The sequence below is a fragment of the Rhizobium sp. BK196 genome, from assembly GCF_014193255.1.
In the GTDB taxonomy this organism is placed as follows: Bacteria; Pseudomonadota; Alphaproteobacteria; order Rhizobiales; family Rhizobiaceae; genus Rhizobium.
On sequence record NZ_JACHZB010000007.1, the window covers coordinates 125,183 to 146,475 of the forward strand.

Genomic DNA, 21,293 nt, shown 5'->3' on the forward strand with positions numbered 1-21,293 from the left:
GGTTCTTGCATGCCCTTTGTCCTCCGGTTGACCCCGGAGCTCTGGAATTGGAAGAGGGAATCGATATGACCACCCAGCGCATCCGCGACTTTCTCGCAACCCGACGTCCCGACGGTCCCTGCCTCGTGGTTGACCTCGACGTCATCAGTGACAATTTCCATGCATTCCGTCACGCCATGCCTGACAGCGCCATCTACTATGCCGTCAAGGCCAACCCGGCCCCGGAAGTCCTGAAGCTGCTCGCAGGTCTCGGCTCCAACTTCGATTGCGCGTCTGTCGCTGAAATCGAAATGGCGCTCGAAGCCGGTGCGACCGCAGCCCGTATTTCCTATGGCAACACGATCAAGAAGGAACGCGACGTTGCCCGTGCGCATGCGCTCGGCGTCAGCCTCTTTGCCGTCGACAGCCACGAGGAAGTCGAGAAAATTTCCCGTGCCGCTCCGGGTGCGCGCGTTTTCTGCCGCGTCCTGACCGATGGCGAAGGCGCTGAATGGCCGCTGTCGCGCAAATTCGGCTGCGTTCCGCAGATGGCTGTCGACGTTCTCGTCTACGCTCATCAGCTCGGCCTGCAGTCCTACGGCGTCTCGTTCCATGTCGGTTCGCAGATGACCAAGGTCGATGCCTGGGATTCGGCTCTTGCCGATGCCAAGCGCGTCTTCGTCCAGCTTGCCAAGCAGGGCATCCACCTGCAGATGGTCAACATGGGCGGCGGCTTCCCAACGAAGTACCTGCGCGATGTTCCGTCGGCAGAAGCTTACGGCAAGTCGATCTACCAGGCGCTGCGTACGCATTTCGGCAACCAGATCCCGCAGACGATCATCGAGCCGGGCCGCGGCATGGTCGGCAATGCAGGTGTCATCAAGGCTGAAGTCGTGCTGATTTCCAAGAAGTCGGACAATGACGATGCCCGCTGGGTCTTCCTCGACATCGGCAAGTTCGGCGGCCTCGCCGAAACCATGGACGAGGCCATCCGCTATCCGATCCGCACCGAGCGCGACGGAGACGAGATGGAGCCCTGCGTGATCGCCGGTCCGACCTGCGATTCAGCCGACGTGCTGTACGAGAAAAACCTCTATCCGCTGCCGATCACGCTGACGATCGGCGACGAGGTCTTGATCGAAGGCACCGGCGCCTACACGACGACCTATTCGGCAGTCGCCTTCAACGGTTTCGACCCGCTGAAGGCCTACGTCATCTAAGGTCTTGTTCCTGCCTGCCCCGTAGCCAGCCGGGGCGGCAATTTCACAATTTCCAGTCATCACCGCTGATAACGGTATTGGGTACGGGAGGCCAAGATGGCCGCTGTTCTTGATTCTGTCCGCGCTTTCTTTGCGCCTGTTACTTTCACCATCGACATGGAGAATCCCTCCGACGTCGTCGCGCGCGAAACCCTGCTCGATCGCGTCATGGGTCCGGATCGCCGCAAGAAGTCTTCGGAAATGATCCGCCGCAACCGTGTACCGGCCGAAGGCCTGGCGCTGGTCGCGCGTGACCGTGACGGTCGTGTTATCGGCACGGTGCGCTTGTGGAACGTCGAAGCCGGTATCAACAACGAGGGCACGCCGCTTGACGCCCTGCTGCTCGGCCCGCTTGCCGTCGACGGCAGGCATGGTGGAAAAGGCATCGGCTCGGCGCTGATGCGTGCGGCGATCCTCGAAGCAAAGAACCGCGGCCACGGAGCGATCCTGCTCGTCGGCGATGCGGATTATTACGAGCGTTTTGGCTTTTTCGCCGAGAAGGCTCGTCACCTCGTCATGCCCGGTCCGTTCGAACGCTCGCGCTTTCTAGCGCTGGAGCTCGTCGAGGGCTGGCTTGGCGGTGCGGCCGGCATGATCGTCCCCTCGGGACGCATGCTGGCCGGCGCGCCGGTCCGGAAGGCGGCCTGACCGGCAAAGCCCCTCCCTTTCTCCGGGAGGGGCTTTTTTTGTTTAAGGGCCATCGCTGGTGGCTAGGGAGCCTTTGCCTCGACTCGCCCATTGTCGATCAGCCAGCGGACGGCTTCCTGCACGGCTTGCAACGAGCTGTGCCGCGGCGTGAATCCGAGCAGCCGGCGGGCTTTTTCCATCGAACAGTTGGGACTGCGGGCGATATGTTCCCAGGTGGCTTGCGCCTCCTCCGGGGGCTGTCTTTCCGCCCAGGCTTCGTAGGGAAGGAATTCCAGCTTCGCTTCCTTGCCGAACCAGGCGGCCATCGCTTCGGCATAGCCCCTCAGCGTGATTGCCTTTTCCGACACTGCATGGAAAGCCTCGCCGATCGCCGCCTCAGGCTTTGCGATGGCCGCCATGAACAACTCAGCGATATCGTCGGCATGGACGTGATGCACCGTTTCCATGCCGAAATTCGGCAGGGCAAGCGTTTCGCCGCGCGCTAGCGTGGTGAAGACATCGGAGTTGAAATGACCGGCTGGGTTCAGCGGGTTCCAGCCGGGGCCGACGATATGGCCGGGATGGACGAGGGTTACAGGAAAATTCTTCTCCCGCGCCATCCTGAGCAGATAGGCTTCAATCGCAGCTTTGTTCACGCCGTAGTCGCCGAAAGGCCTTTTCGGCGCCTCCTCGGGCGTCGGCACGACGGTGGAAAAACCGTGCGTCCAGATCGTGCCAGTATGAAGAAAATGGTCGACACGGCCTTCGAGAGCTGTCACGAGCTGTTCGTTGCTGTCAGGCCTGAAGCAGATCATGTCAATGACGATTTCGCCTTCCAGCGCACGAATCTCATAGCCGAAGCGGCCTTCTGCCTCCAGCGCTACGCGATCCATGCGCCTGATATCGACATGGCTCCATGCATCATTCGCCTTGTAGGGCGTGGCCGCCCCGCGACTGATCGCCACCACCTCATGGCCGGCCTCGACGAGGCGGGGTACGAGGTAGGTGCCGACATGTCCTGTTGCTCCGATGACGATGACGCGAGCCATGCGGTCTCCTCCCAATGCGCCTTTGAGCTTGTGCTGCGCATTATGTCGTGCCGCTACACGGAACTGCAAGTCAGGCCGTTTGAGCAGTCCGCCTTCCCTCAGATATTCTGATCCATGGTTTCGGCGGGGATTTCATCATTGCGATGAATACGCACGACGGCAGCCGGAACACCGGCAACCGTGCAATGGGCCGGGACCGGCTTCAGCACGACACTGCCGGCCGCGATCTTGCTGAAAGCACCGATCTCGATATTGCCGAGGATCTTTGCACCGGCGCCGATCATCACGCCATGGCGGATTTTCGGGTGGCGGTCTCCAGTTTCCTTGCCCGTGCCGCCGAGCGTAACGTTCTGCAGGATGGAGACTTCATCTTCGATGACGGCTGTTTCGCCAATCACGATGCCCGAGCCGTGGTCGAGCATGATTGAGGAACCAATCCTTGCAGCCGGATGGATATCCGGGCCGAAGACCAGCGAGGCGAGGTTGGAAACCCAGCTGGCAATCTCGAGACGACCGTCGGTCCAGAGCGCGTGGGCAATGCGGTGTGTCTGCAGCGCATGGAAACCTTTGAGGTTCAGCAGTGCATGCAGATAGGTGGTGCAGGCAGGATCGCGCTCGCGCACGGCCAGAAGATCGGCTTCAATGGCGGCGCTTATATCGGCATGCTCCAGCAATATGTCATGAAACAGCCGGAAGAGGTCTTCGGGATCGACCTTCGCCACTGCGAGGCGTGCAGAGATTACCCGCGCAATGATCTCAGCATCGCTATCTGCGACGATGATCTGCATTTCGAGCAAAGTCCGCAGCGTAGGCTCGCGCGCCGCGAGATCCGCCGCTTCGGCACGGATTGCCGACCAGACGGATGCGAAGGCGCCCAGCTCCCTGGCGGCATTATTCGAAGCTTTCATTCGCGGATCCCTGTTCTTGCAATCTGTGCGCAGCCAAAATGTCAACGGCGGCATGCATCGGCACTATACACCGGTTCCGGCAGGCGACGCCAATGGTAGAGCACGTCGGGCTCATTTTCCTCGTTGCCGCTGCCATCGGTTTCTTCGACGGGTGAGAAGCCGCGTGATTTGTAGAAGGCGCGAGCGCGGCGATTTTGCTGAAAGGTCCAGACGCGGATGTCGTCCATGTCGTTCATTGCCAAGGAGAGAAGCCTTGTGCCAATCCCCGCGCCCTGGACATCAGGCAGAACATAGAGCTGCTCGATCCAGCCATTCCCGTAGGCAATAACGCCAGCAAGCCTGCCGTCAAGGAAAGCGCCTAGAACCACGCACTCCGCCAGAAGATGTGTTCGCCAGTAGGCTTCGTCTTCCTCGACTGTATGCCTATCGCGAAGATGCGGCAATGCTCGCCATAGCGCGTTACGCCGCACCATCGCCGCTTGATACGCATCCCCGCAATCCAGTGGCGCCACTTCGAGAGCCAAGAAATCAGTCCGCCGCGATATCCACCACACCGCAATCGCCGGCTTCAGAGGCGAAGGCGAGCAGCTTGCCGTTCTTGCTCCAACTCATGCTGGTAATCGCACCCTTGCCGGGACGGCGCAGGAGAGCTTCCTTGCTGTCGGCGAGACGGACGGCGAGGATCATGCCGTCGATGAAGCCGATCGCGAGGATATCCTCGGCCGGATGGAATTTCACAGCGGTTGCCATGATGTTGGCGCGCGTGCCGAGCTCCAGCGGCGCCTTGCCCATCGGGCCGTCCTTGCCCTGGAAAGGCCAGACGATAGCGGCCGGCGCTCCGGAGGAGGCGAGCCACTTGCCCTTGGAAGACCAGGAGAGTGACTTCACCTTGGCAGGATAGCCTGTCATGCGCATATGGCGGGCTTCGGCGCCCGACTTGACGTCGAGCTTCCAGCCGTGCAGCGCATTTTCCTGCATGGACGTGACGAGGAAATTGCCGTCGGGCGAGAAGGTTACGCCGGTATGTGCGCCCTTCCATTCGAGATCGACAGGCTTCGCGCTCATGCCGACCCAGTGCAGCGAGACGCCGTTGTAGCGGGCTGCGGCAATACGCAGACCCTTCGGAGCGAAGGCGAGGCCTTCGACTGTGCGCTCCTCGGGGAATTCCTTGGTCGTGCCGTCGGCCAGACGTACAAGTGTGCTCTTCCCGTAGGCATAGGCCACGGCGCCCTGGGGGCCGGCCGCGACCTGTGAGATCCACTTGCGCGGCGCGGACGCGATCTCGCTGACGCTGCCGTCAGCGCTAATGCGCAACACCTTGCCATCCTCACCGCCTGAAATAAGGCTTTCGCTGTAGGGATCGCGGATCGCCGCCAACATGCCTTGATGGGCCTCGATGACCTTGTCAGTTCCTTCGAGCCGGTGAAAGGTACCACTGGCATTCGCGAAAAAGGGGACATCACCTAAAAATTCGACGGCCAGAACGTGGCCGTCGAGATCAAGCGGTGCAACTGTTGGCATCAGGCGGCCGCCTCGCAGGCCTTGAAGGATTCTTCGAGCTTTGCGCGATCGAGATCGCGGCCGATGAAGACGAGACGGGTCTCGTGCTTTTCACCATCCTTCCAGGGACGCTGATGGTCGCCTTCGATGATCATGTGTACGCCCTGGACGACATAACGCTCGGCGTCGTCCTTAAAAGCGATGATGCCCTTCAGACGAAGGATGTTCGGACCCTGCGTCTGGGTGATCTTCTGGATCCAGGGGAAGAAACGCTCGGGGTTCATCTCGCCGCCACGCAGCGAAACGGACTGCACCGTCACGTCGTGGATGGCCGACATCTGGCCATGGTGATGATGGTCGTGGTCATGATCGTGATGATGATGGTCATGATCATGATCATGGTGATCGCAATCCGGGCCGCAGACATGATCGTCATGGCCGTGCTCGAGGAAGTGCGGATCGTTTTCCAGTGCGCGCTCGAGGTTGAAGGCGCCCTGGTCCAGGACGCGGGCGAGATCGACGCCGGAGCGGCTCGTCTTGTAGACACGGGCGGCCGGGTTGATGGCACGCACGATATCCTCGATCTGAGTCAGTTCTTCCGGCGTGACGAGATCGGTCTTGTTGATGATGACGACGTCGGCGAAGGCGATCTGGTCTTCGGCTTCACGGCTGTCCTTCAGGCGCAGCGGCAGATGCTTGGCATCGACGAGGGCAACGACGGCGTCGAGCTCGGTTTTGGCGCGAACATCGTCATCCATGAAGAAGGTCTGGGCAACCGGAACCGGATCGGCAAGGCCGGTGGTTTCGACGATGATGCCATCGAAGCGGCCGGGGCGACGCATCAGGCCCTCGACGACACGGATCAAATCGCCGCGGACCGTACAGCACACACAGCCATTGTTCATTTCGTAGATTTCTTCGTCGGATTCGACGATCAGGTCGTTGTCGATGCCGATTTCGCCGAACTCGTTGACGATGACTGCATATTTCTTGCCATGGTTTTCAGAAAGAATGCGGTTGAGCAGCGTCGTCTTGCCGGCACCGAGGTAACCGGTGAGCACGGTGACGGGGATGGGCTTCTGCTGTGTCTGGATCGCGTCGGTCATGAGAACCTCTAGGAATAGGGTCTTGACCCCGAGAGCAAAGTTCGGGGCCTCAATGGGTCGGTTTCATATAGGCGCTTGGAAGCGGCAGTTCAAAGGGTTTTGTATGTTATAAGATCACATTGCTCTGTCTGCAAAGCCGCGTCTTTATCACAGCGTTTTTGCGTCGAAGGCATCGATATCCTGCAGCAGCTCCACCAATCCGTTCACAGCATGGGTAATCAGCGCCTCGCCCTTTGCTGCAGTCGCCTTCGCGGCATTGCCGGCCGCGCCCTGTGGATTGAGATCCGACATCTTCCAGCCGAAGGCATGCGGGCCATAGGCGCGCAGGTGCTTGAAGCGCTGGACGAATTCTGTCTGCCGGGAAGGGAAGTTGGTTGCCTTCGCCATATCCACCTTCTCCGGATAGAGGGCGAGCATGACCGACGTTTCGATATCGCCGCCGTGAATGTCGATCGCCTTTTCATCAGGTGAGATCACACCATCAGGCACGCCGAAGCGGGTCCAGCTGGTGGCAACAGCCAGCATGTTGAAGCGCACGCGCGCTTCCGTTGCGACAACTGTCATCAGCGGCGAGTTGCCGCCATGGGCATTCAGCATCACGAGTTTGCTGATACCGAGCTTCGAGAGGTTTTCAGCGGTATCGAGCCAGCGCTTTACGGCTGCATCAAAGGAGAGCGTCTTCGTTCCTTCAACATCCATATGCTCTAAGGAGTAGCCGACCGATTCGACAGGGAGTACGGTGACAGGCAAACCGGCCGGCAGGGCGGTTTTGAGCCTGTTGACGATGCCCTGCGCGATCAATGCGTCGGTTTCGAAGGGTAGATGCGGACCGTGCTGCTCATGGGCGCCGAGTGGCAGGACCGCTATCCAATGGCGGCGTGTCTCCGGCGCAAGTGCGGGATCATTGTCCTCGAAACGGAACGACGGAACCAACATCGGCCTTGCCTCTTGTTTATGACGAAATGATGGGCAATGTCATAACGCAGCCTGGGCAGTGCTTAAAGATCAAAGGGATGGCAATGGGCAAGAAGCATAAGGACGGCAAGAAGCGCAAGAAAAAGAAGGACCAGACCGAGTATACGCTTGTCGATCTTTCGCCGGCTCTGACGCAGGCTGCCCGCTCCATGCGTACGGTCCTGTCACGCAATTTGCTGGAAAGCGGGCTCTATGCAGGCCAAGACGGAGTCATTCTTTCTCTTGCCGAAAGCGATGGCATGACGGCTGGTGGGCTCGCCCAGAAGCTCGGTGTCAAGGCGCCTACGATGACCCGGACCATCGGCCGCATGGAGGCGCAGGGATTCCTGGAGCGCAAGCCTGATGCCGAGGATGCCCGCCTCACCAAAGTTTATCTCACCGAACTCGGGCGCGGCAGCGTGAAGGCGATCGAGCTTGCCGCCTCCTCCTGCGATAAGCTCGCAACGCTCGATTTTTCCGAAAAAGAGATCCGTAATCTCGTACGCCTGCTCAAGGCGGTCGATGCCAATCTGCAGGCCGAAGCCATGCATGCGGATGAAGATGAGGAAGATTGAAAATTTCCTCAAAGGCGAATTGCCTGCGCCGCTTAAATCTTTTAATTAAATTTTTTAAGGCTGTCGCGTTGCGGCAGCCTCGACCAGCTTCACGCGTTGCCTGGAGGAGGAGACGTGGCTCAGAAGATCAAGCTTTCGACGATCGCCGAAACGCTCGGCATATCAACGGCGACTGTTTCTCTCGCCTTACGCGACAGCCCCCTTGTTGCAGGCAATACCCGCGAAAAGATCAAGGAACAGGCCCGCACGCTTGGCTACATTTACAATCGCCGCGCTGCCAGCCTGCGCACCTCGCGCTCCGGCATTATTGGCGTGGTCGTGCATGACATCATGAACCCGTTCTACGGGGAAATCCTGAAGGCGATCGAAAGCGAACTCGATCGCAGCCGCCATACTTTCATTCTTTCCAACCATTACGATTCCGTCGAAAAGCAGCGCACCTTCATTGAAACCCTGCTGCAGCTCGGCGGGGACGGGGTGATCATGTCGCCGGCCATCGGCACGCCGCCGGAAGATATTCAACTTGCCGAAGAAAACGGCATGCCGGCAATCCTTGTCGCCCGCTCGATGGACAGCCAGGATGTGCCGACCTATCGCGGCGACGACAGCTACGGCATTTCGCTCGCCACCAACCACCTGATCGGCCTCGGCCACCGGACGATCGCGATGATCGGTGGTACGGACCAGACGTCGACCGGGCGCGACCGTTATCAGGGCTACGTCAACGCACTGCGCAAGGCCGGCATCGAGGTCGATCCGAATCTGCGCATTCCTGGTCCTCGCTCCAAGCAAGGCGGGTTCGAAGCTGCCGTGCATTTCCTGTCCCTGCCGCAGAAGCCGACGGCTGCCGTCTGCTGGAACGACCTGGTCGCTATCGGTCTCATGAACGGCATAGCGCGTGCCGGCCTCGTGCCCGGCGGCGATATTTCGGTCACCGGCTATGACGATCTGGAAGAGGCTTCGATCGCCACGCCGGCGCTGACGACCGTCTGGAACGGGCAGACGGAGGTTGGACGTCTTGCGGCCCGCGCCCTACTTGATCGGTTAGCCGGCAGCCATGAGCCTGATGGCATCCATCTCATCAAGCCGGAAATGCGGATCCGCCAGTCCACCAGTCCCTATCGGCCGCGTATCTGACCGCCGAAGCCAAGAGGAAAAGCCATGCCCCGTATTGCCGTTCTCGTTCCCGGGAAGATACATGATCGTGTTCTCGCCCGACTGAAGGAGCGCTTCGAGGTCATCGGCGTCGAGCGCGCAGAGACGCTGGCGCTTGATGCCGAGGTGGTGAAACGCATTCGCGGCGTAGCCATCAGCGGCGCTTTCCCGGCGGCATGGTTCGAGCAATTGCCTGCGCTGGAGATCGTTGCCAGTTTCGGCGTCGGTTACGACGGCATCGATGCCAAGCTTGCAGGTTCGAAGGGCATCGTCGTCACCAACACGCCCGACGTGCTGAACGACGAGGTGGCCGACACAGCCATTGCTCTTCTGCTCAACGCCATTCGCGAGCTGCCGAAGGCCGAGGCCTGGCTTCGGGACGGCAATTGGAAGTCGGGTTCTGCCTATCCATTGACGCGCTTTTCCCTGAAAGGCCGCCATGTTGGCCTCTATGGCCTTGGCCGCATCGGTCTTGAGATCGCCAAGCGACTGGAACCCTTCAAGGTGAAGATCAGCTATCACACCCGCTCGCGCCATGCCGATGCGCCCTATGATTATCACCCGACGCTGAAGGGGCTTGCCGAGGCCGTCGATACGCTAATTGCGATCGTGCCGAAGACGCCGCAGACGCATAAAACGATCAATGCGGAGGTTCTTTCTGTGCTCGGCCCTGATGGCGTCGTCGTCAACGTCGGCCGCGGCTGGACGATGGATGAGGATGCGCTGATTGCTGCGCTGAATGCAGGCACCATCGGTGGCGCCGGCCTCGATGTCTTCTATGACGAGCCGAACGTGCCGCCCGGTCTGCTTTCCGCACCGAATACGGTCCTGGTGCCGCATGTCGGCTCGGCATCCATCCCGACGCGCAATGCCATGGCGGATCTGGTGGTGGAGAACCTCATCTCCTGGTTCGAGCAGGGCAAGCCGGTGACACCGGTTGCCGAAACACCGGTCAAACAATAGGTCTCTACGCACCCCTTTCGTGAAGGCGGAGGAGGGTTTTCGCTTATTCCTATTTTGCCCTTGGTCTTTTTCCAGTTTCCTACTTGGTCAGCGGGGAAGGATTGGCTATGGTTAGCCCCGGCCGCGTCATTCCCAGCGACCGCGATTATCATCGGCGGCATCTCGCCGTCTCAAGCACACACATAGCGATTTGATCGGGGAGCGTCTGCTCCGCCCGGCGACTTTCGCGCGGGCAGCGGGCGCCTCCGGAAGGAGGCAGAAATGGATTATCGCAAGCTCGGTCCCAGCGGGGCCGTCGTCACCGCATATTGCCTGGGTACCATGACGTTCGGGAAGGAGTCCGATGAGGCGGCTTCCTTCAAGATACTCGACGACTATTTTGCCTGGGGCGGCAATTTTATCGACACCGCTGACGTCTACAGCGCTGGTGCATCGGAGGAGATCATCGGCCGCTGGCTTAAGGCACGCCCGACAGAAGCAAAGCAGGCCGTGATCGCCACCAAGGGCCGCTTCCCGATGGGTGACGGGCCGAACGACATTGGCCTTTCCCGCCGCCACCTCAATCAGGCGCTGAACGACTCGCTGCGTCGCCTCGATGTCGAGCATATCGATCTTTACCAAATGCATGCCTGGGATGCGCTGACACCGATCGAGGAAACGCTGCGATTCCTCGACGATGCCGTTCGCGCGGGCAAGATCGGTTACTATGGCTTCTCCAACTATGTCGGCTGGCATATTGCCAAGGCCTCCGAAATCGCCAAGGCACAGGGTTATACGCGGCCGGTGACGCTACAGCCGCAGTATAACCTGCTGATGCGCGACATCGAGCTCGAGATCGTCGATGCCTGCCAGGATGCGGGCATGGGCCTGCTGCCATGGTCGCCGCTCGGGGGCGGCTGGCTGACCGGCAAGTACAAGCGTGACGAGATGCCGACGGGAGCCACGCGCCTCGGTGAAAATCCCAATCGCGGCGGGGAAGCCTATGCGGCCCGAAACGCGCAAGGGCGGACATGGGATATCATCGGCGCGGTCGAAGAGATCGCCAGAGCGCATGGCGTCAGCATGGCGCAGGTTGCGCTCTCCTGGGTGGCCGCGCGCCCGGCCGTGACCTCGGTCATCCTCGGCGCACGCACCTCCGAACAGCTTGCCGATAATCTCGATGCTGCGAAGCTGGTGCTATCCGAGGAAGAGACAGCGAAACTCAATGAGATCAGTGCGCCGACGCCGGGACAATATCCCTATGGTGTCCACGGCACCAACCAGCGTCATCGTAGGATTGAAGGCAGTCGCTGAGTGATTTCTTCAGGAAAAGGCCGGCGGAGTGATTTGGCGGCCTTTCGGTTTCAGGCGATGGCCTGCGCCGGCGGGGCCGGCAGCTTGCTGGCGGCGTAATCTCTGACGGCATCGCCGAAGGCGGTGAAGAGTTTGTTCGAAGGCTTGTCAGTCTCCGCCCAATATTCCGGGTGCCACTGCACACCGACGGCGAAGGCCTTGGCGTCGATGACAGAGACGGCCTCGATCGTCCCGTCCTCTGCCTTGGCCTCCACCTGCAGGCGAGGCGCGGTCTTGGCGATTGCCTGCCGGTGCAGGGAGTTCACGCGGATCTCACCGGCGCCGAGGATGCCGGCAATGCAAGAGCCTTCTTTGATGAAGACACTCTGACGGATAGCATACATGCCGTCGCGGTCGCCGACATCCGGCTTGCGATGGTCCCAGATGCCCGGCTGCTCCTGAATTTCGCTGGCAAGCGAGCCGCCGAGCGCAACATTCAATTCCTGGATGCCGCGGCAGATGGCAAGAAGCGGAATGGCGCGGTCGATGGCGCGACGGATCAGCGGCAGGGTCGTCGCATCGCGGGCGGGGTCAAAGGGGCCATCGGCATCGGTGGCTTCGAGACCGTAGAGCGAGGGGTGCACATTGCTTGCCGAGCCTGAAACCAGCACACCGTCAACCCGGTCGAGTATCGCATCGGTGTCATAACCTTCCTCGAAGGCGGGAATGATGAAGGCCATTACGCCGGCGGCATTCAGCGCTGCGCGCACATATTGATGCTGCACTGCATGCCAGGTTGCGCCATCAAGGCTGCGGATATCGGCGGGAATCGCAACGATCGGTTTCGTCATTTGTGCCCCGAAGAAAACAATATCGGACGTTTGTGCGGCCAGATCGGCCGGGAAGTCAACGCTTGGCTGCAAGCGGTGGCCAAATTGCGGCGTTCAGGCGGTATAGCTGGCACGCTGCAGCTAAGCCGCTGATTTCGATGGATGTGTGGCTTGCGCCACAGAAGCGGCGTGATCCCAAAGGCTAATAGACTAAAGCTTGAAACGCTTCTTCCGCCATGCTTAGCTTTGCCATTACTGCGGGTAGGGGTGAGGATTGACCGCGCAGTGCCATCTATACGGGAGGTTTTTGATGGATCGTCGTTCATTTATGAAGAAGGCGGGAACGGCCAGCGCCGGTGCCGTTGCCGCGACTGCTTTGGCAGCACCTGCAATTGCGCAGGAAAACCCGAAGATTTCCTGGCGTATGACCTCGTCGTTTCCGAAGAGCCTGGATACGATCTATGGCGGCGCCGAAGATATTGCCAAGCATGTTTCCGCTGCCACGGACGGTAATTTCACGATCCAGCCTTTCGCAGCCGGCGAAATCATCCCCGGTCTGCAGGCCGTCGATGCGGTGGCGGCGGGCACTGTCGAAGCAGCCCACACCACCTCCTATTATTTCGTCGGCAAAGACCCGACCTACGCCATCGGAACGGCCATTCCGTTCGGGCTGAACAGCCGCCTGACCAATGCCTGGTTTTACGAGGGCAACGGCAATACGCTGATGAACGAGTTCTATGCCACACAGGGAATGTATGCCCTGCCGGCCGGCAATACCGGTGCGCAGATGGGCGGCTGGTTCCGAAAGGAAATCAATACTCTCGACGATCTCAAGGGCGTCAAGATGCGCATTGCCGGTCTTGCCGGCCGCGTCATGGAGAAGGTCGGCGTCATCCCCCAACAGATCGCCGGCGGCGACATCTACCCGGCGCTCGAAAAAGGAACGATCGACGCTGCAGAATTCGTCGGCCCCTATGACGACCTGAAGCTCGGCTTCCACAAAGTGGCGAAATACTACTATTACCCGGGCTGGTGGGAAGGCGGCCCGACGGTGCATGCCTTCTTCAATCTCGATAAATGGAGCAGCCTGCCGAAGCACTATCAGGCAGCACTCACCGACGCCTGCGCTTTCGCCAACACCAACATGCTGGCAAAATACGACACGAAGAACCCGAGCGCGCTGAAGCAGCTTGTAGCTGAAGGCGCAACGCTACGGCCGTTCAGCCAGGAGATCATGGAGGCCTGCTTCCAGGCCGCGATGGGCATCTACGGCGAAATCTCGGGCACGAACCAGTATTTCAAGAAAATCTACGACGACCAGACCGCTTTCAAGCGGGATGCCTATCTCTGGATGCAGCTCTCGGAATACACGTTCGACACGTTCATGATGATCCAGCAGCGCGCAGGTAAGATTTGATAAGCCTCCGCCGCTGGACATTGGCGGTTTACGCGAACACGATACCTGAACCCCGGATTTCGATCCGGGGTTTTGCTTTTGCTGACTATTTGGCGGGCGCCGGCGCTCCCGGAAGGCCATTCAGCGGTGGCAGGGTCAACCCCGGGGTCTGCGGCGAGCCATTGTTGCCGCCGAGCGGAGGCAGGCCGAGCTGGCTGCCAAAGCCCGGGACTTCAATCTTGATCGAGTTCGGGTCGACCTTCGGGCCATGGTCCAGCCAGTAGGTCACCGATTGTGGCCAGAAGATCACGATCGCCACCAGGATCAGCTGCATGCCGACCCAGGGAAGCGCACCCATGTAAATATCTGAGGTCTTGACCTCGCGGCCGGCGATCGAACGCAGGTAGAAGAGCGCGAAGCCGAAGGGCGGGTGCATGAAGCTCGTCTGCATATTGACGCAGATCAGCACGCCAAACCAGATCAGGTCGATGCCGAGATTGGAGGCGACAGGGGCGAGCATCGGGATAACGATGAAGGCGATCTCGAAGAAATCGAGGAAGAAGGCGAGCACGAAGATGAAGATGTTGACGAAGATCAGGAAACCGACCGGGCCGCCGGGAATACCCGAGAGCATGTGCTCGATCCAGTGCGAGCCGTCCATGCCCTGAAAGACCAGGCTGAAACAGGTGGAGCCGATCAGGATCATCACAACCATGGAAGTGATATGCGTGGTCGATGTCATCGCCTCGCGGATCAGCGGCCAGGTGAGGCGCCGGTTCATGGCCGCGAGCGCCATGGCGCCGACGACGCCGAGCGCGCCGGCTTCCGTCGGCGTCGCAAGGCCCATGAAGATCGTGCCGAGCACGAGGAAGATCAGCACTATCGAGGGCACCATGCCCATCAGCACCTTCACGAGCAGCGCCCAATTGAAGTCGCCGCGCACTTCCTTCGGCAGTGGCGGCATCGATTTTGGCCGGACGATCGACAGGACCAGGATGAAGAGCACGAAGATCGCCACCTGCAGGATCGACGGGCCGATCGCGCCGCGATACATGTCGCCAACCGATTTGCCGAGCTGGTCGGCGAGAACGACGAGCACCAGCGAGGGCGGGATCACCTGGGTGATCGTGCCGGAGGCGGCGATGACGCCGGTGGCAAGGCGCGGATTGTAACCGTAGCGCAGCATGATCGGCAGCGAAATCACACCCATGGTGATGACCGAGGCGGCCACCGTGCCGGTGATCGCGCCAAGCACGGCGCCGACGAGGATGACAGCATAGGCCAGGCCGCCGGGAACGCCGCCGAAGAGCTTGCCGGTGCCCTCGAGCAGGTCTTCTGCCAGCCCACAACGCTCCAGCACCGCGCCCATGAATGTGAAGAAGGGAATGGCAAGCAAGAGATCGTTGGAGACGATGCCGAAGAAGCGCAGCGGCAGCGCCTGTAGGAGGGCTTCGTTGAAATGGCCGGTGACGATGCCGATGATGCCGAAAAACAGGCCGACGGCGGCCAGTGAAAAGGCGACCGGAAAGCCGTAGAGCATGAATATGACCATGCCCAGGAACATGGCCGGCGGAATGATGCCGAAATCAAACAAATCTGTTCCTCCAGGCGCGCGTTACTGCAGCGGCTTTTCGTACTTCGTGTCGATGCTGATATGGCCGGTAACGGTTGCGATCCGCTTGATCAGCTCGGAAACGCCCTGAAGGGAGAGCAGCGCGAAACCGGCGACAAGAACCAGCTTGACGGGCCAGCGGATCAGCCCGCCGGCGTTGCCCGATATTTCCCCCTGCCGGTAGGAAAGCGCGAAGAAGGGCCAGGAGATCCAGGTGAGGAAGATGCAGACGGGAATGAGGAATAGGATGAGGCCAACGATGTCGATCCAGATCTTCGCCCTGTCGGAAACCGACCCATAGATCAGATCGACGCGGACATGCTCGTTATTGCGCAGCGCATGCGAGGCACCCAGCACCACGACGAAGGCGAAGAGATACCACTGGATCTCGAGCCAGCCGTTCGAACTGTAGTTGAAGGCGTAGCGGACGACGGCGTTTCCGGCGCTGATCAGACAGCAGAACAGCACCATGTATTCGGATAGTTTTCCAATGAACTCGCTGATCGAGTCGATCAGCCGACTGACGGCCAGAAATACCGACATTCGCCTCCCCTTGTTATCTTGCCGTTTCGGCAGTTCTCCCTCTACTATCGGTGTAAACCAGGGTTTTTGGAATTGGAAGGATAAATGGCCCGCCTAGGAGTATAGTCTTAGGTGTCTAGGGCCTGTGATCTTCCGGCAGAAATTTAACAACTCACGCGTGGATATATTTTTCAATAACCTCGCGAAGAAGCTGTATTATCGCGCCTGGGATGAGTTGCTCACCCTGCGGTTTTAGAAAAATTGACCAAATGTTTGAACTGTTTGAAATCAATTTTTAAAGGGTTCGGTTTACATTTCCCGCGCACAGGGAAAGTATGGATGAAGCCACATAACCCGGACAGGGTCCCTAAGGATGTGTATCTGTCGTTTGTGAGTTCTCTCTCCGGGAACCGCATGACGCTTTTGGCTGGCGTCATTGTACATTCCGCAACCTTTCTGGCGGTAGCCGCCAAAACCCAATCCCCGGTCTACATATTCCTGGCCGTTGCCGTCATCCTCGTGTTCTGCGCCCGCATGGCGATCTTCCGCCTGTTCGACAAGGTGAACAAGGACGCGCTGTCATTTGCCGAGATCGAGCGGTGGGAGAAAATTCTCGTAGTCGGAGCAGCCGGCATTACGACGCTCCTCGGTATCGGCAGCGGTTATGCCATCTTCTTCACGCGCGATTCCTTTGCCGAACTCGCCTGTATTGCAGTGACCATGGCGACGATGGTTTCCGTCGTCGGCCGCAACTATGGCTCGCGCATGGCGGTCGATTTGCAGACCTTCTCCTGTTGCCTGCCGATGATCATCTGCAGCGTGATGACGCTGGATTTCTACCGCGGCATCCTGTCGGTCTTCCTCATTCCTTTCTGGCTGACGACGCGGGCGATGGCGACCGGCGTGCGCGAGTTCCTCTACGAGAATGTGATCGCGCGCCGCGAGATCGCTTCGATTGCTGATCGTTTCGATACGGCGCTGAGCAATATGCCGCACGGCCTCGTCATGGTCGACGAGGAGAATCGGATCCAGGTCATCAACCGCAAGGCCTGCGAACTTTTGAAAATTGGCGCACCGGACCGGCTGAAGGATCGCGATCTTGGCGCGGTGTTGCGTTATGGCGCGCGCTACAGCTTCATGGATGCCTCGCAACCCGAGTTGATCCTGCGGCAATTGACGCAGGTCGCCGAAGGCAGCCTGTCGCGCACGCTCATTCATTTCCCCGAGGCACTGTCGCTGGAATTCTCAGCCAGCCGGCGTGCGGACGGTGGCGCGGTATTGATCTTCGAAGACGTTTCGACCCGTGTGAAGGCCGAGCAGAAGATCCTGCACATGGTGCGCTTCGACGCGCTGACCGGCCTGCCGAACCGCGAGTATTTCGGCCATCTCGTACAGGATTATCTCGTCAGACAATCGAAGAAGCGAGGCCCCCTCGGCTTCATGATTCTCGATATCGACGAGTTCAAGCATGTCAACGACATGCGAGGGCATGTCACGGGCGACCATCTGCTGTGCGCCATCGCCATGCGGGTCAAGGAGATGGCCGGCAACGCCATCGTCGGCCGGCTGATGGGCGATCAGTTCATCTTGTTCTTCCCGCATGCGCGTGATCGGCAGGTGCTGGATGCCAGCATCCGCAAGCTGCACGCCGCAATCCAGGGGCAGTACGAAGTCGATGAGATAACTTTCCTCGTCTCGCTCAGTGCCGGTTACGCCGTTCTCGAGAGCGACGCTTTCGCCATGGACGAATGGAGCGTCAAGGCCGACCTTGCGCTGTTCGAAAGCAAGTCGCGCTTAAAAGGCGGCATCATGGGTTTCGAGCATGAAATGGATGGCCGCTATATCGAACAGCAGAAGCTCAAGGCGGATCTTCGCGAGGCGGTGGCTGCAAATGCGCTGCACCTCATGTTCCAGCCGATGTTCAAGGCCGATGGTACGCGCATCGAATGCGCCGAAGCACTGGCTCGCTGGGTGCATCCGGAAAAGGGTTCTATTCCGCCCGATGTCTTCATTCGCCTCGCCGAAGAGATGGGCATAATTTCGCAGATCACGCGCTTCGTGCTGTTCAAGGCCTGCGAAGAATGCATGAACTGGCCGGACCATATCGCCGTTTCAGTCAATCTGTCGGCACGTGACCTTCGCGACGCGGATATCCTGTCCGTGGTTTCGGATGCACTGGCGTATTCCGGTCTCGAGGCATCACGCCTGCATCTGGAAATCACCGAAAGCAGCCTCATCGACGAGCCGGGTGTCGTTCGTGCAATCCTCGCCGAATTGCGCAGCCGCGACATTACCATCGCCATCGACGATTTCGGGACCGGCTTCTCCAGTCTCAGCTATCTCGACACGCTGCCGCTCGATATCGTCAAGATCGACCGCTCCTTTGTGCGTAATATCGTCGAAGATACGCGTCGCCTGAAACTGCTGCGCGGCACGGTTCATCTCGCCCGAGAGCTCGGCCTCAAAATCGTGGTCGAAGGTGTTGAAACCCACGAGCAGCTGGTGCTTCTCAACAAGTACCGCAGCACGGATCTCATACAGGGTTACGTCTTTTCCCCGCCCGTCCCCTCGAAAGAAATCGGCATTCTCTCGCAGGCTCTCAACCGCCGCACGGCACCGCGGCGGCGCAGCAAGGTCGCCTGATCGCGGCGCCACCCGACGGTGTGACCACGGGTATATGCATGGCCGTTAACCTTAATAATTCAAATACGGCCCAAATTCTTATCAAATCTTGCGCTTTAACGAACGAGATATGATTAATGACCCGTTAACAACGGGGTCCAACATGGCATCTGTCCCTTTCAGTACCAGTGACTTTTCGAAAAAGGTTCTCGAAATTCTTGACAATATCGAATATCGCCGCGTCGAGAGCACAGAAGACATGGAGGATGTCGAGCGGCTGCGTTACAAGGCTTACAAGGCGCACGACACGCTGGCGCTGGCGCCGAAGGGACTGCTCGACGACACCGATTTCGACAGCCATGCCTACGTTTTCGGGCTCTATTATTACGGTGAGCTGGTCAGCACGATCCGCATCCACTACGTGACCCCGGAGCATCGCGTCAGCCAATCGGCCGGCGCCTTTCCGGAAGCGATCGACGCGCTTCTGGACGCCGGCCTCAGCCTGATCGACCCGGCGCGTTTTGCCGCCGATCCGGAGCTGACGGCCGATCTGACCTGGATCCCGTATCTGACATTGCGACCGAGCATCGTCGCTGCTGCGCATTTCCGCGCGCACCGGGTGCTGCAGTTCGTCCGTCCACCGCATGCGGCCTTCTACAAGCGCGTCTTTTACGCCGATACTGTTGTGCCGGGCCGGAAGGCGAAGAATTACGGAATCGACATGACGCTCATGGCGACCAACGTCATCGAGGTCGGCCGCAAGCTTCTCACGCGTTATCCCTTCTTCATTTCCAGCGCCAGCGAGCAGCGGATGATGTTCGCGCGCAGCCCTGGAAGCACGCTGCCTTCGCTCACCATCGTTCCCACCGCTCGTTTCGTGCCGGAAGGCCAGCTCGGAACGGATCTGCCGCTTTGATTCCTCCATAGGGAATGCTCTCTTCACATCAGGAGAGGGGCATCCCTGCGGCATTCTCATGCATTGCGCTTTCGCCCGTCATTGTGTAATCCCTGCGGGTGGGGATTTGCCTCGCCGAGGCGAGGGAATCAGGCAGCGCTAAGGCATTTCAGGGAGACGATATTCATGGCCGAACATCATACCGGACCGGTCGAGACCGGCGCGCCGATGGACTACAAGGAACATGAGAAGACCTACAACATGTTCATTGCCGGCACGAAATACGGCACGATGATTCTGGTCGCCCTGATGCTTGCTATGACTGCGGGTTTCTTCGGCGGCGCCGGCTTCCTCGGCGGCATTCTCGTCTTCCTCATCATCCTCGTCGCCGGCATCTTCCTGCTCCGCTAAGCGCGGTCTGCGGAAGACAAGTTTTCCGAACTTTGTGATGTAGATGCTTGGCCCGCGCAGGCAGGCAGCTTGCGACGGTCCAGCTGACCCGGAGGAGGGGGCAGTTGGCCAATATCGTTTTCGTAGCAAAGGAAATCACAGGCGATGAGACGCGTGTTGCCGCGTCCGTCGAAACCGTGAAAAAGATAAAGTCGTTCGGCTTCGATGTCGTGGTGGAAGCGGGCGCCGGAACACTTTCACGCATTCCGGACAGTGAGTTCGAGGCGGTGGGCGCCGCAATCGGCGCTTTTGCAGATGCAGCGTCGGCCGACGTTATCCTCAAGGTCCGCCGGCCGAGCGAGAGCGAGATTTCCGGCTATAAGACCGGTGCCGTCGTCATTGCCATCATGGATCCCTACGGCAATGACGAGGCCGTCGCCGCGATGGCACGCGCTGGTCTTTCCACCTTCGCCATGGAGTTGATGCCGCGCATCACCCGCGCCCAGTCCATGGACGTGCTTTCGTCGCAGGCCAATCTCGCCGGCTACCAGGCGGTCATCGAGGCAGCCGCGGTCTATGACCGCGCCATGCCGATGATGATGACGGCAGCCGGTACTATTCCTGCCGCCAAGGTTTTCGTCATGGGGGCGGGCGTTGCCGGCCTTCAGGCGATTGCGACGGCACGGCGGCTCGGTGCCGCCGTTTCGGCAACCGATGTTCGCCCCGCAGCGAAAGAACAGGTTGCATCTCTCGGCGCAAAGTTCATCGCCGCAGAGGATGACGAGTTCAAGGCGGCGGAAACGGCCGGCGGCTACGCCAAGGAAATGTCGGCCGACTATCAGGCCAAGCAGGCCGCACTCGTGGCCGAACACATCTCCAAGCAGGACATTGTCATTACCACAGCTCTCATTCCCGGCCGTCCGGCGCCGCGGCTCGTCTCGCGCGCCATGCTGGCTTCGATGAAGCCGGGGGCGATTGCTGTCGATCTCGCAGTCGAGCGCGGCGGCAATATTGAAGGTGTGGTAGCAGGGCAGGTCGCCGATGTCGAAGGTGTGAAGGTGATCGGCTTTGCGAACATGGCGGGCCGTGTGGCCGCCAGTGCCTCAGCGCTTTACGCCAAGAACCTGGTCACCTTCCTGGAGACGATGGTGAACAAGGAAACAAAATCGGTCGTGCTCAACCTCGAGGACGAGCTGATCAAGGCGACGATGCTGACTTATGCGGGCGACGTGGTGCATCCGGCATTCGGCGGCGCCAAGAAGGGGGATAACTGATGGCCAGTGAAGCAATGGACAAGGCGCTGGAGCAGCTCGACCAAGCCGTCACCGCGGTCATCGCCGCTGCTGCCCAGGCGCCTGAAGCGGCAAGTGCCGCCACCGGCGGGGCGATCGATCCCTTCGTCTTTCAGCTCGCGATCTTCGTGCTGTCGATCTTCGTCGGCTACTACGTCGTCTGGTCGGTAACGCCGGCGCTGCATACGCCGCTGATGGCCGTTACCAACGCGATCTCCTCAGTCATTGTCGTCGGTGCACTGCTTGCCGTCGGCATATCGAGCAGTGGGCTTGCTACCGGCTTCGGTTTTGTGGCGCTCGTTCTTGTCTCGGTGAATATCTTCGGCGGCTTCCTCGTCACGCAGCGCATGCTGGCGATGTACCGCAAGAAGGACAAGTGAGGCCGCA

Annotated in this window: 21 protein-coding genes; 12 read left to right on the forward strand and 9 right to left on the reverse strand. The window is 59.8% G+C overall.

The window, feature by feature from the left end; all coding sequences use genetic code 11:
- The first annotated feature begins 65 nt into the window (after nt 1–65).
- Together odc2 and FHT78_RS21840 are read left to right on the forward strand one after the other, a co-directional pair.
- On the forward strand, nt 66–1,199 hold the full coding sequence (odc2, locus tag FHT78_RS21835) for an ornithine/lysine decarboxylase (protein ID WP_113296001.1): 1,134 nt from the start codon (nt 66–68) through the stop codon (nt 1,197–1,199).
- A gap of 96 nt (nt 1,200–1,295) precedes the next feature.
- The gene (locus tag FHT78_RS21840; RefSeq protein WP_183748574.1) at nt 1,296–1,886 is read left to right on the forward strand and encodes an N-acetyltransferase; all 591 of its coding nucleotides are present in this window, start codon (nt 1,296–1,298) and stop codon (nt 1,884–1,886) included.
- Nucleotides 1,887–1,948: 62 nt separating this feature from the next.
- On the opposite strand, the gene FHT78_RS21845 is transcribed toward FHT78_RS21840, so the two are convergent.
- From FHT78_RS21845 to FHT78_RS21870, 6 genes are all read right to left on the reverse strand, one after another.
- Nucleotides 1,949–2,914, reverse strand: coding sequence for an NAD-dependent epimerase/dehydratase family protein (locus FHT78_RS21845; RefSeq protein ID WP_183748575.1), 966 nt, complete (start codon nt 2,912–2,914; stop codon nt 1,949–1,951).
- A 98-nt stretch (nt 2,915–3,012) separates the two neighbouring features.
- Nucleotides 3,013–3,822: a serine O-acetyltransferase gene (gene cysE, locus FHT78_RS21850; protein WP_183748577.1), complete on the reverse strand. Its 810-nt coding sequence runs from the start codon at nt 3,820–3,822 to the stop codon at nt 3,013–3,015.
- Between the two features lie 41 nt (nt 3,823–3,863).
- Entirely contained in the window at nt 3,864–4,295 is a 432-nt protein-coding gene (locus tag FHT78_RS21855) for a GNAT family N-acetyltransferase (RefSeq protein WP_183748861.1), read from the reverse strand.
- 55 nt (nt 4,296–4,350) lie between these two features.
- Nucleotides 4,351–5,343, reverse strand: coding sequence for a WD40 repeat domain-containing protein (locus tag FHT78_RS21860; RefSeq protein WP_183748579.1), 993 nt, complete (start codon nt 5,341–5,343; stop codon nt 4,351–4,353).
- A complete protein-coding gene (locus tag FHT78_RS21865; RefSeq protein ID WP_183748580.1) occupies nt 5,343–6,428 on the reverse strand; it encodes a GTP-binding protein in 1,086 nt (361 codons plus the stop codon). The genes FHT78_RS21860 and FHT78_RS21865 overlap by 1 nt, the downstream gene beginning before the upstream one ends.
- Nucleotides 6,429–6,575: 147 nt before the next feature.
- The gene (locus tag FHT78_RS21870) at nt 6,576–7,364 is read right to left on the reverse strand and encodes a creatininase family protein (protein WP_183748582.1); all 789 of its coding nucleotides are present in this window, start codon (nt 7,362–7,364) and stop codon (nt 6,576–6,578) included.
- Nucleotides 7,365–7,447: 83 nt separating this feature from the next.
- On the opposite strand from FHT78_RS21870, the gene FHT78_RS21875 reads away from it, so the two are divergent.
- The 4 genes from FHT78_RS21875 to FHT78_RS21890 all read left to right on the forward strand — a co-directional run bounded on the left by FHT78_RS21875 (nt 7,448) and on the right by FHT78_RS21890 (nt 11,368).
- Nucleotides 7,448–7,957: a MarR family transcriptional regulator gene (locus FHT78_RS21875; RefSeq protein WP_183748584.1), complete on the forward strand. Its 510-nt coding sequence runs from the start codon at nt 7,448–7,450 to the stop codon at nt 7,955–7,957.
- 114 nt (nt 7,958–8,071) lie between these two features.
- Entirely contained in the window at nt 8,072–9,094 is a 1,023-nt protein-coding gene (locus FHT78_RS21880) for a LacI family DNA-binding transcriptional regulator (RefSeq protein ID WP_183748585.1), read from the forward strand.
- Between the two features lie 24 nt (nt 9,095–9,118).
- A complete protein-coding gene (locus FHT78_RS21885) occupies nt 9,119–10,075 on the forward strand; it encodes a 2-hydroxyacid dehydrogenase (RefSeq protein WP_183748587.1) in 957 nt (318 codons plus the stop codon).
- 261 nt (nt 10,076–10,336) lie between these two features.
- The gene (locus tag FHT78_RS21890; protein WP_183748589.1) at nt 10,337–11,368 is read left to right on the forward strand and encodes an aldo/keto reductase; all 1,032 of its coding nucleotides are present in this window, start codon (nt 10,337–10,339) and stop codon (nt 11,366–11,368) included.
- A 50-nt stretch (nt 11,369–11,418) separates the two neighbouring features.
- Here the strand turns inward: FHT78_RS21890 and FHT78_RS21895 are convergent, their stop codons facing one another.
- Nucleotides 11,419–12,198, reverse strand: coding sequence for a gamma-glutamyl-gamma-aminobutyrate hydrolase family protein (locus tag FHT78_RS21895; RefSeq protein ID WP_183748591.1), 780 nt, complete (start codon nt 12,196–12,198; stop codon nt 11,419–11,421).
- 289 nt (nt 12,199–12,487) lie between these two features.
- On the opposite strand from FHT78_RS21895, the gene FHT78_RS21900 reads away from it, so the two are divergent.
- Complete coding sequence (locus tag FHT78_RS21900) at nt 12,488–13,594, forward strand: TRAP transporter substrate-binding protein (protein WP_183748593.1); 1,107 nt, start codon at nt 12,488–12,490, stop codon at nt 13,592–13,594.
- Nucleotides 13,595–13,679: 85 nt separating this feature from the next.
- On the opposite strand, the gene FHT78_RS21905 is transcribed toward FHT78_RS21900, so the two are convergent.
- Nucleotides 13,680–15,167 (reverse strand): TRAP transporter large permease subunit, encoded by a 1,488-nt coding sequence (locus tag FHT78_RS21905; protein WP_183748595.1) that lies wholly within the window; start codon nt 15,165–15,167, stop codon nt 13,680–13,682.
- 21 nt (nt 15,168–15,188) lie between these two features.
- Entirely contained in the window at nt 15,189–15,728 is a 540-nt protein-coding gene (locus FHT78_RS21910) for a TRAP transporter small permease subunit (protein WP_183748598.1), read from the reverse strand.
- Between the two features lie 318 nt (nt 15,729–16,046).
- Between FHT78_RS21910 and FHT78_RS21915 the strand changes: the two genes are divergently transcribed.
- The 5 genes from FHT78_RS21915 (at nt 16,047) to FHT78_RS21935 (ending at nt 21,286) form a co-directional block, all read left to right on the forward strand.
- Nucleotides 16,047–18,350, forward strand: a complete 2,304-nt coding sequence (locus FHT78_RS21915; RefSeq protein WP_183748600.1) for an EAL domain-containing protein — start codon at nt 16,047–16,049, stop codon at nt 18,348–18,350.
- Nucleotides 18,351–18,492: 142 nt separating this feature from the next.
- On the forward strand, nt 18,493–19,245 hold the full coding sequence (locus FHT78_RS21920) for a hypothetical protein (RefSeq protein ID WP_183748601.1): 753 nt from the start codon (nt 18,493–18,495) through the stop codon (nt 19,243–19,245).
- Between the two features lie 165 nt (nt 19,246–19,410).
- Complete coding sequence (locus FHT78_RS21925; RefSeq protein WP_183748602.1) at nt 19,411–19,635, forward strand: aa3-type cytochrome c oxidase subunit IV; 225 nt, start codon at nt 19,411–19,413, stop codon at nt 19,633–19,635.
- Nucleotides 19,636–19,739: 104 nt separating this feature from the next.
- Complete coding sequence (locus FHT78_RS21930; protein ID WP_183748603.1) at nt 19,740–20,888, forward strand: Re/Si-specific NAD(P)(+) transhydrogenase subunit alpha; 1,149 nt, start codon at nt 19,740–19,742, stop codon at nt 20,886–20,888.
- On the forward strand, nt 20,888–21,286 hold the full coding sequence (locus tag FHT78_RS21935) for a proton-translocating transhydrogenase family protein (RefSeq protein WP_183748604.1): 399 nt from the start codon (nt 20,888–20,890) through the stop codon (nt 21,284–21,286). Before FHT78_RS21930 ends, FHT78_RS21935 begins: the two co-directional genes overlap by 1 nt.
- Nucleotides 21,287–21,293: the final 7 nt, after the last annotated feature.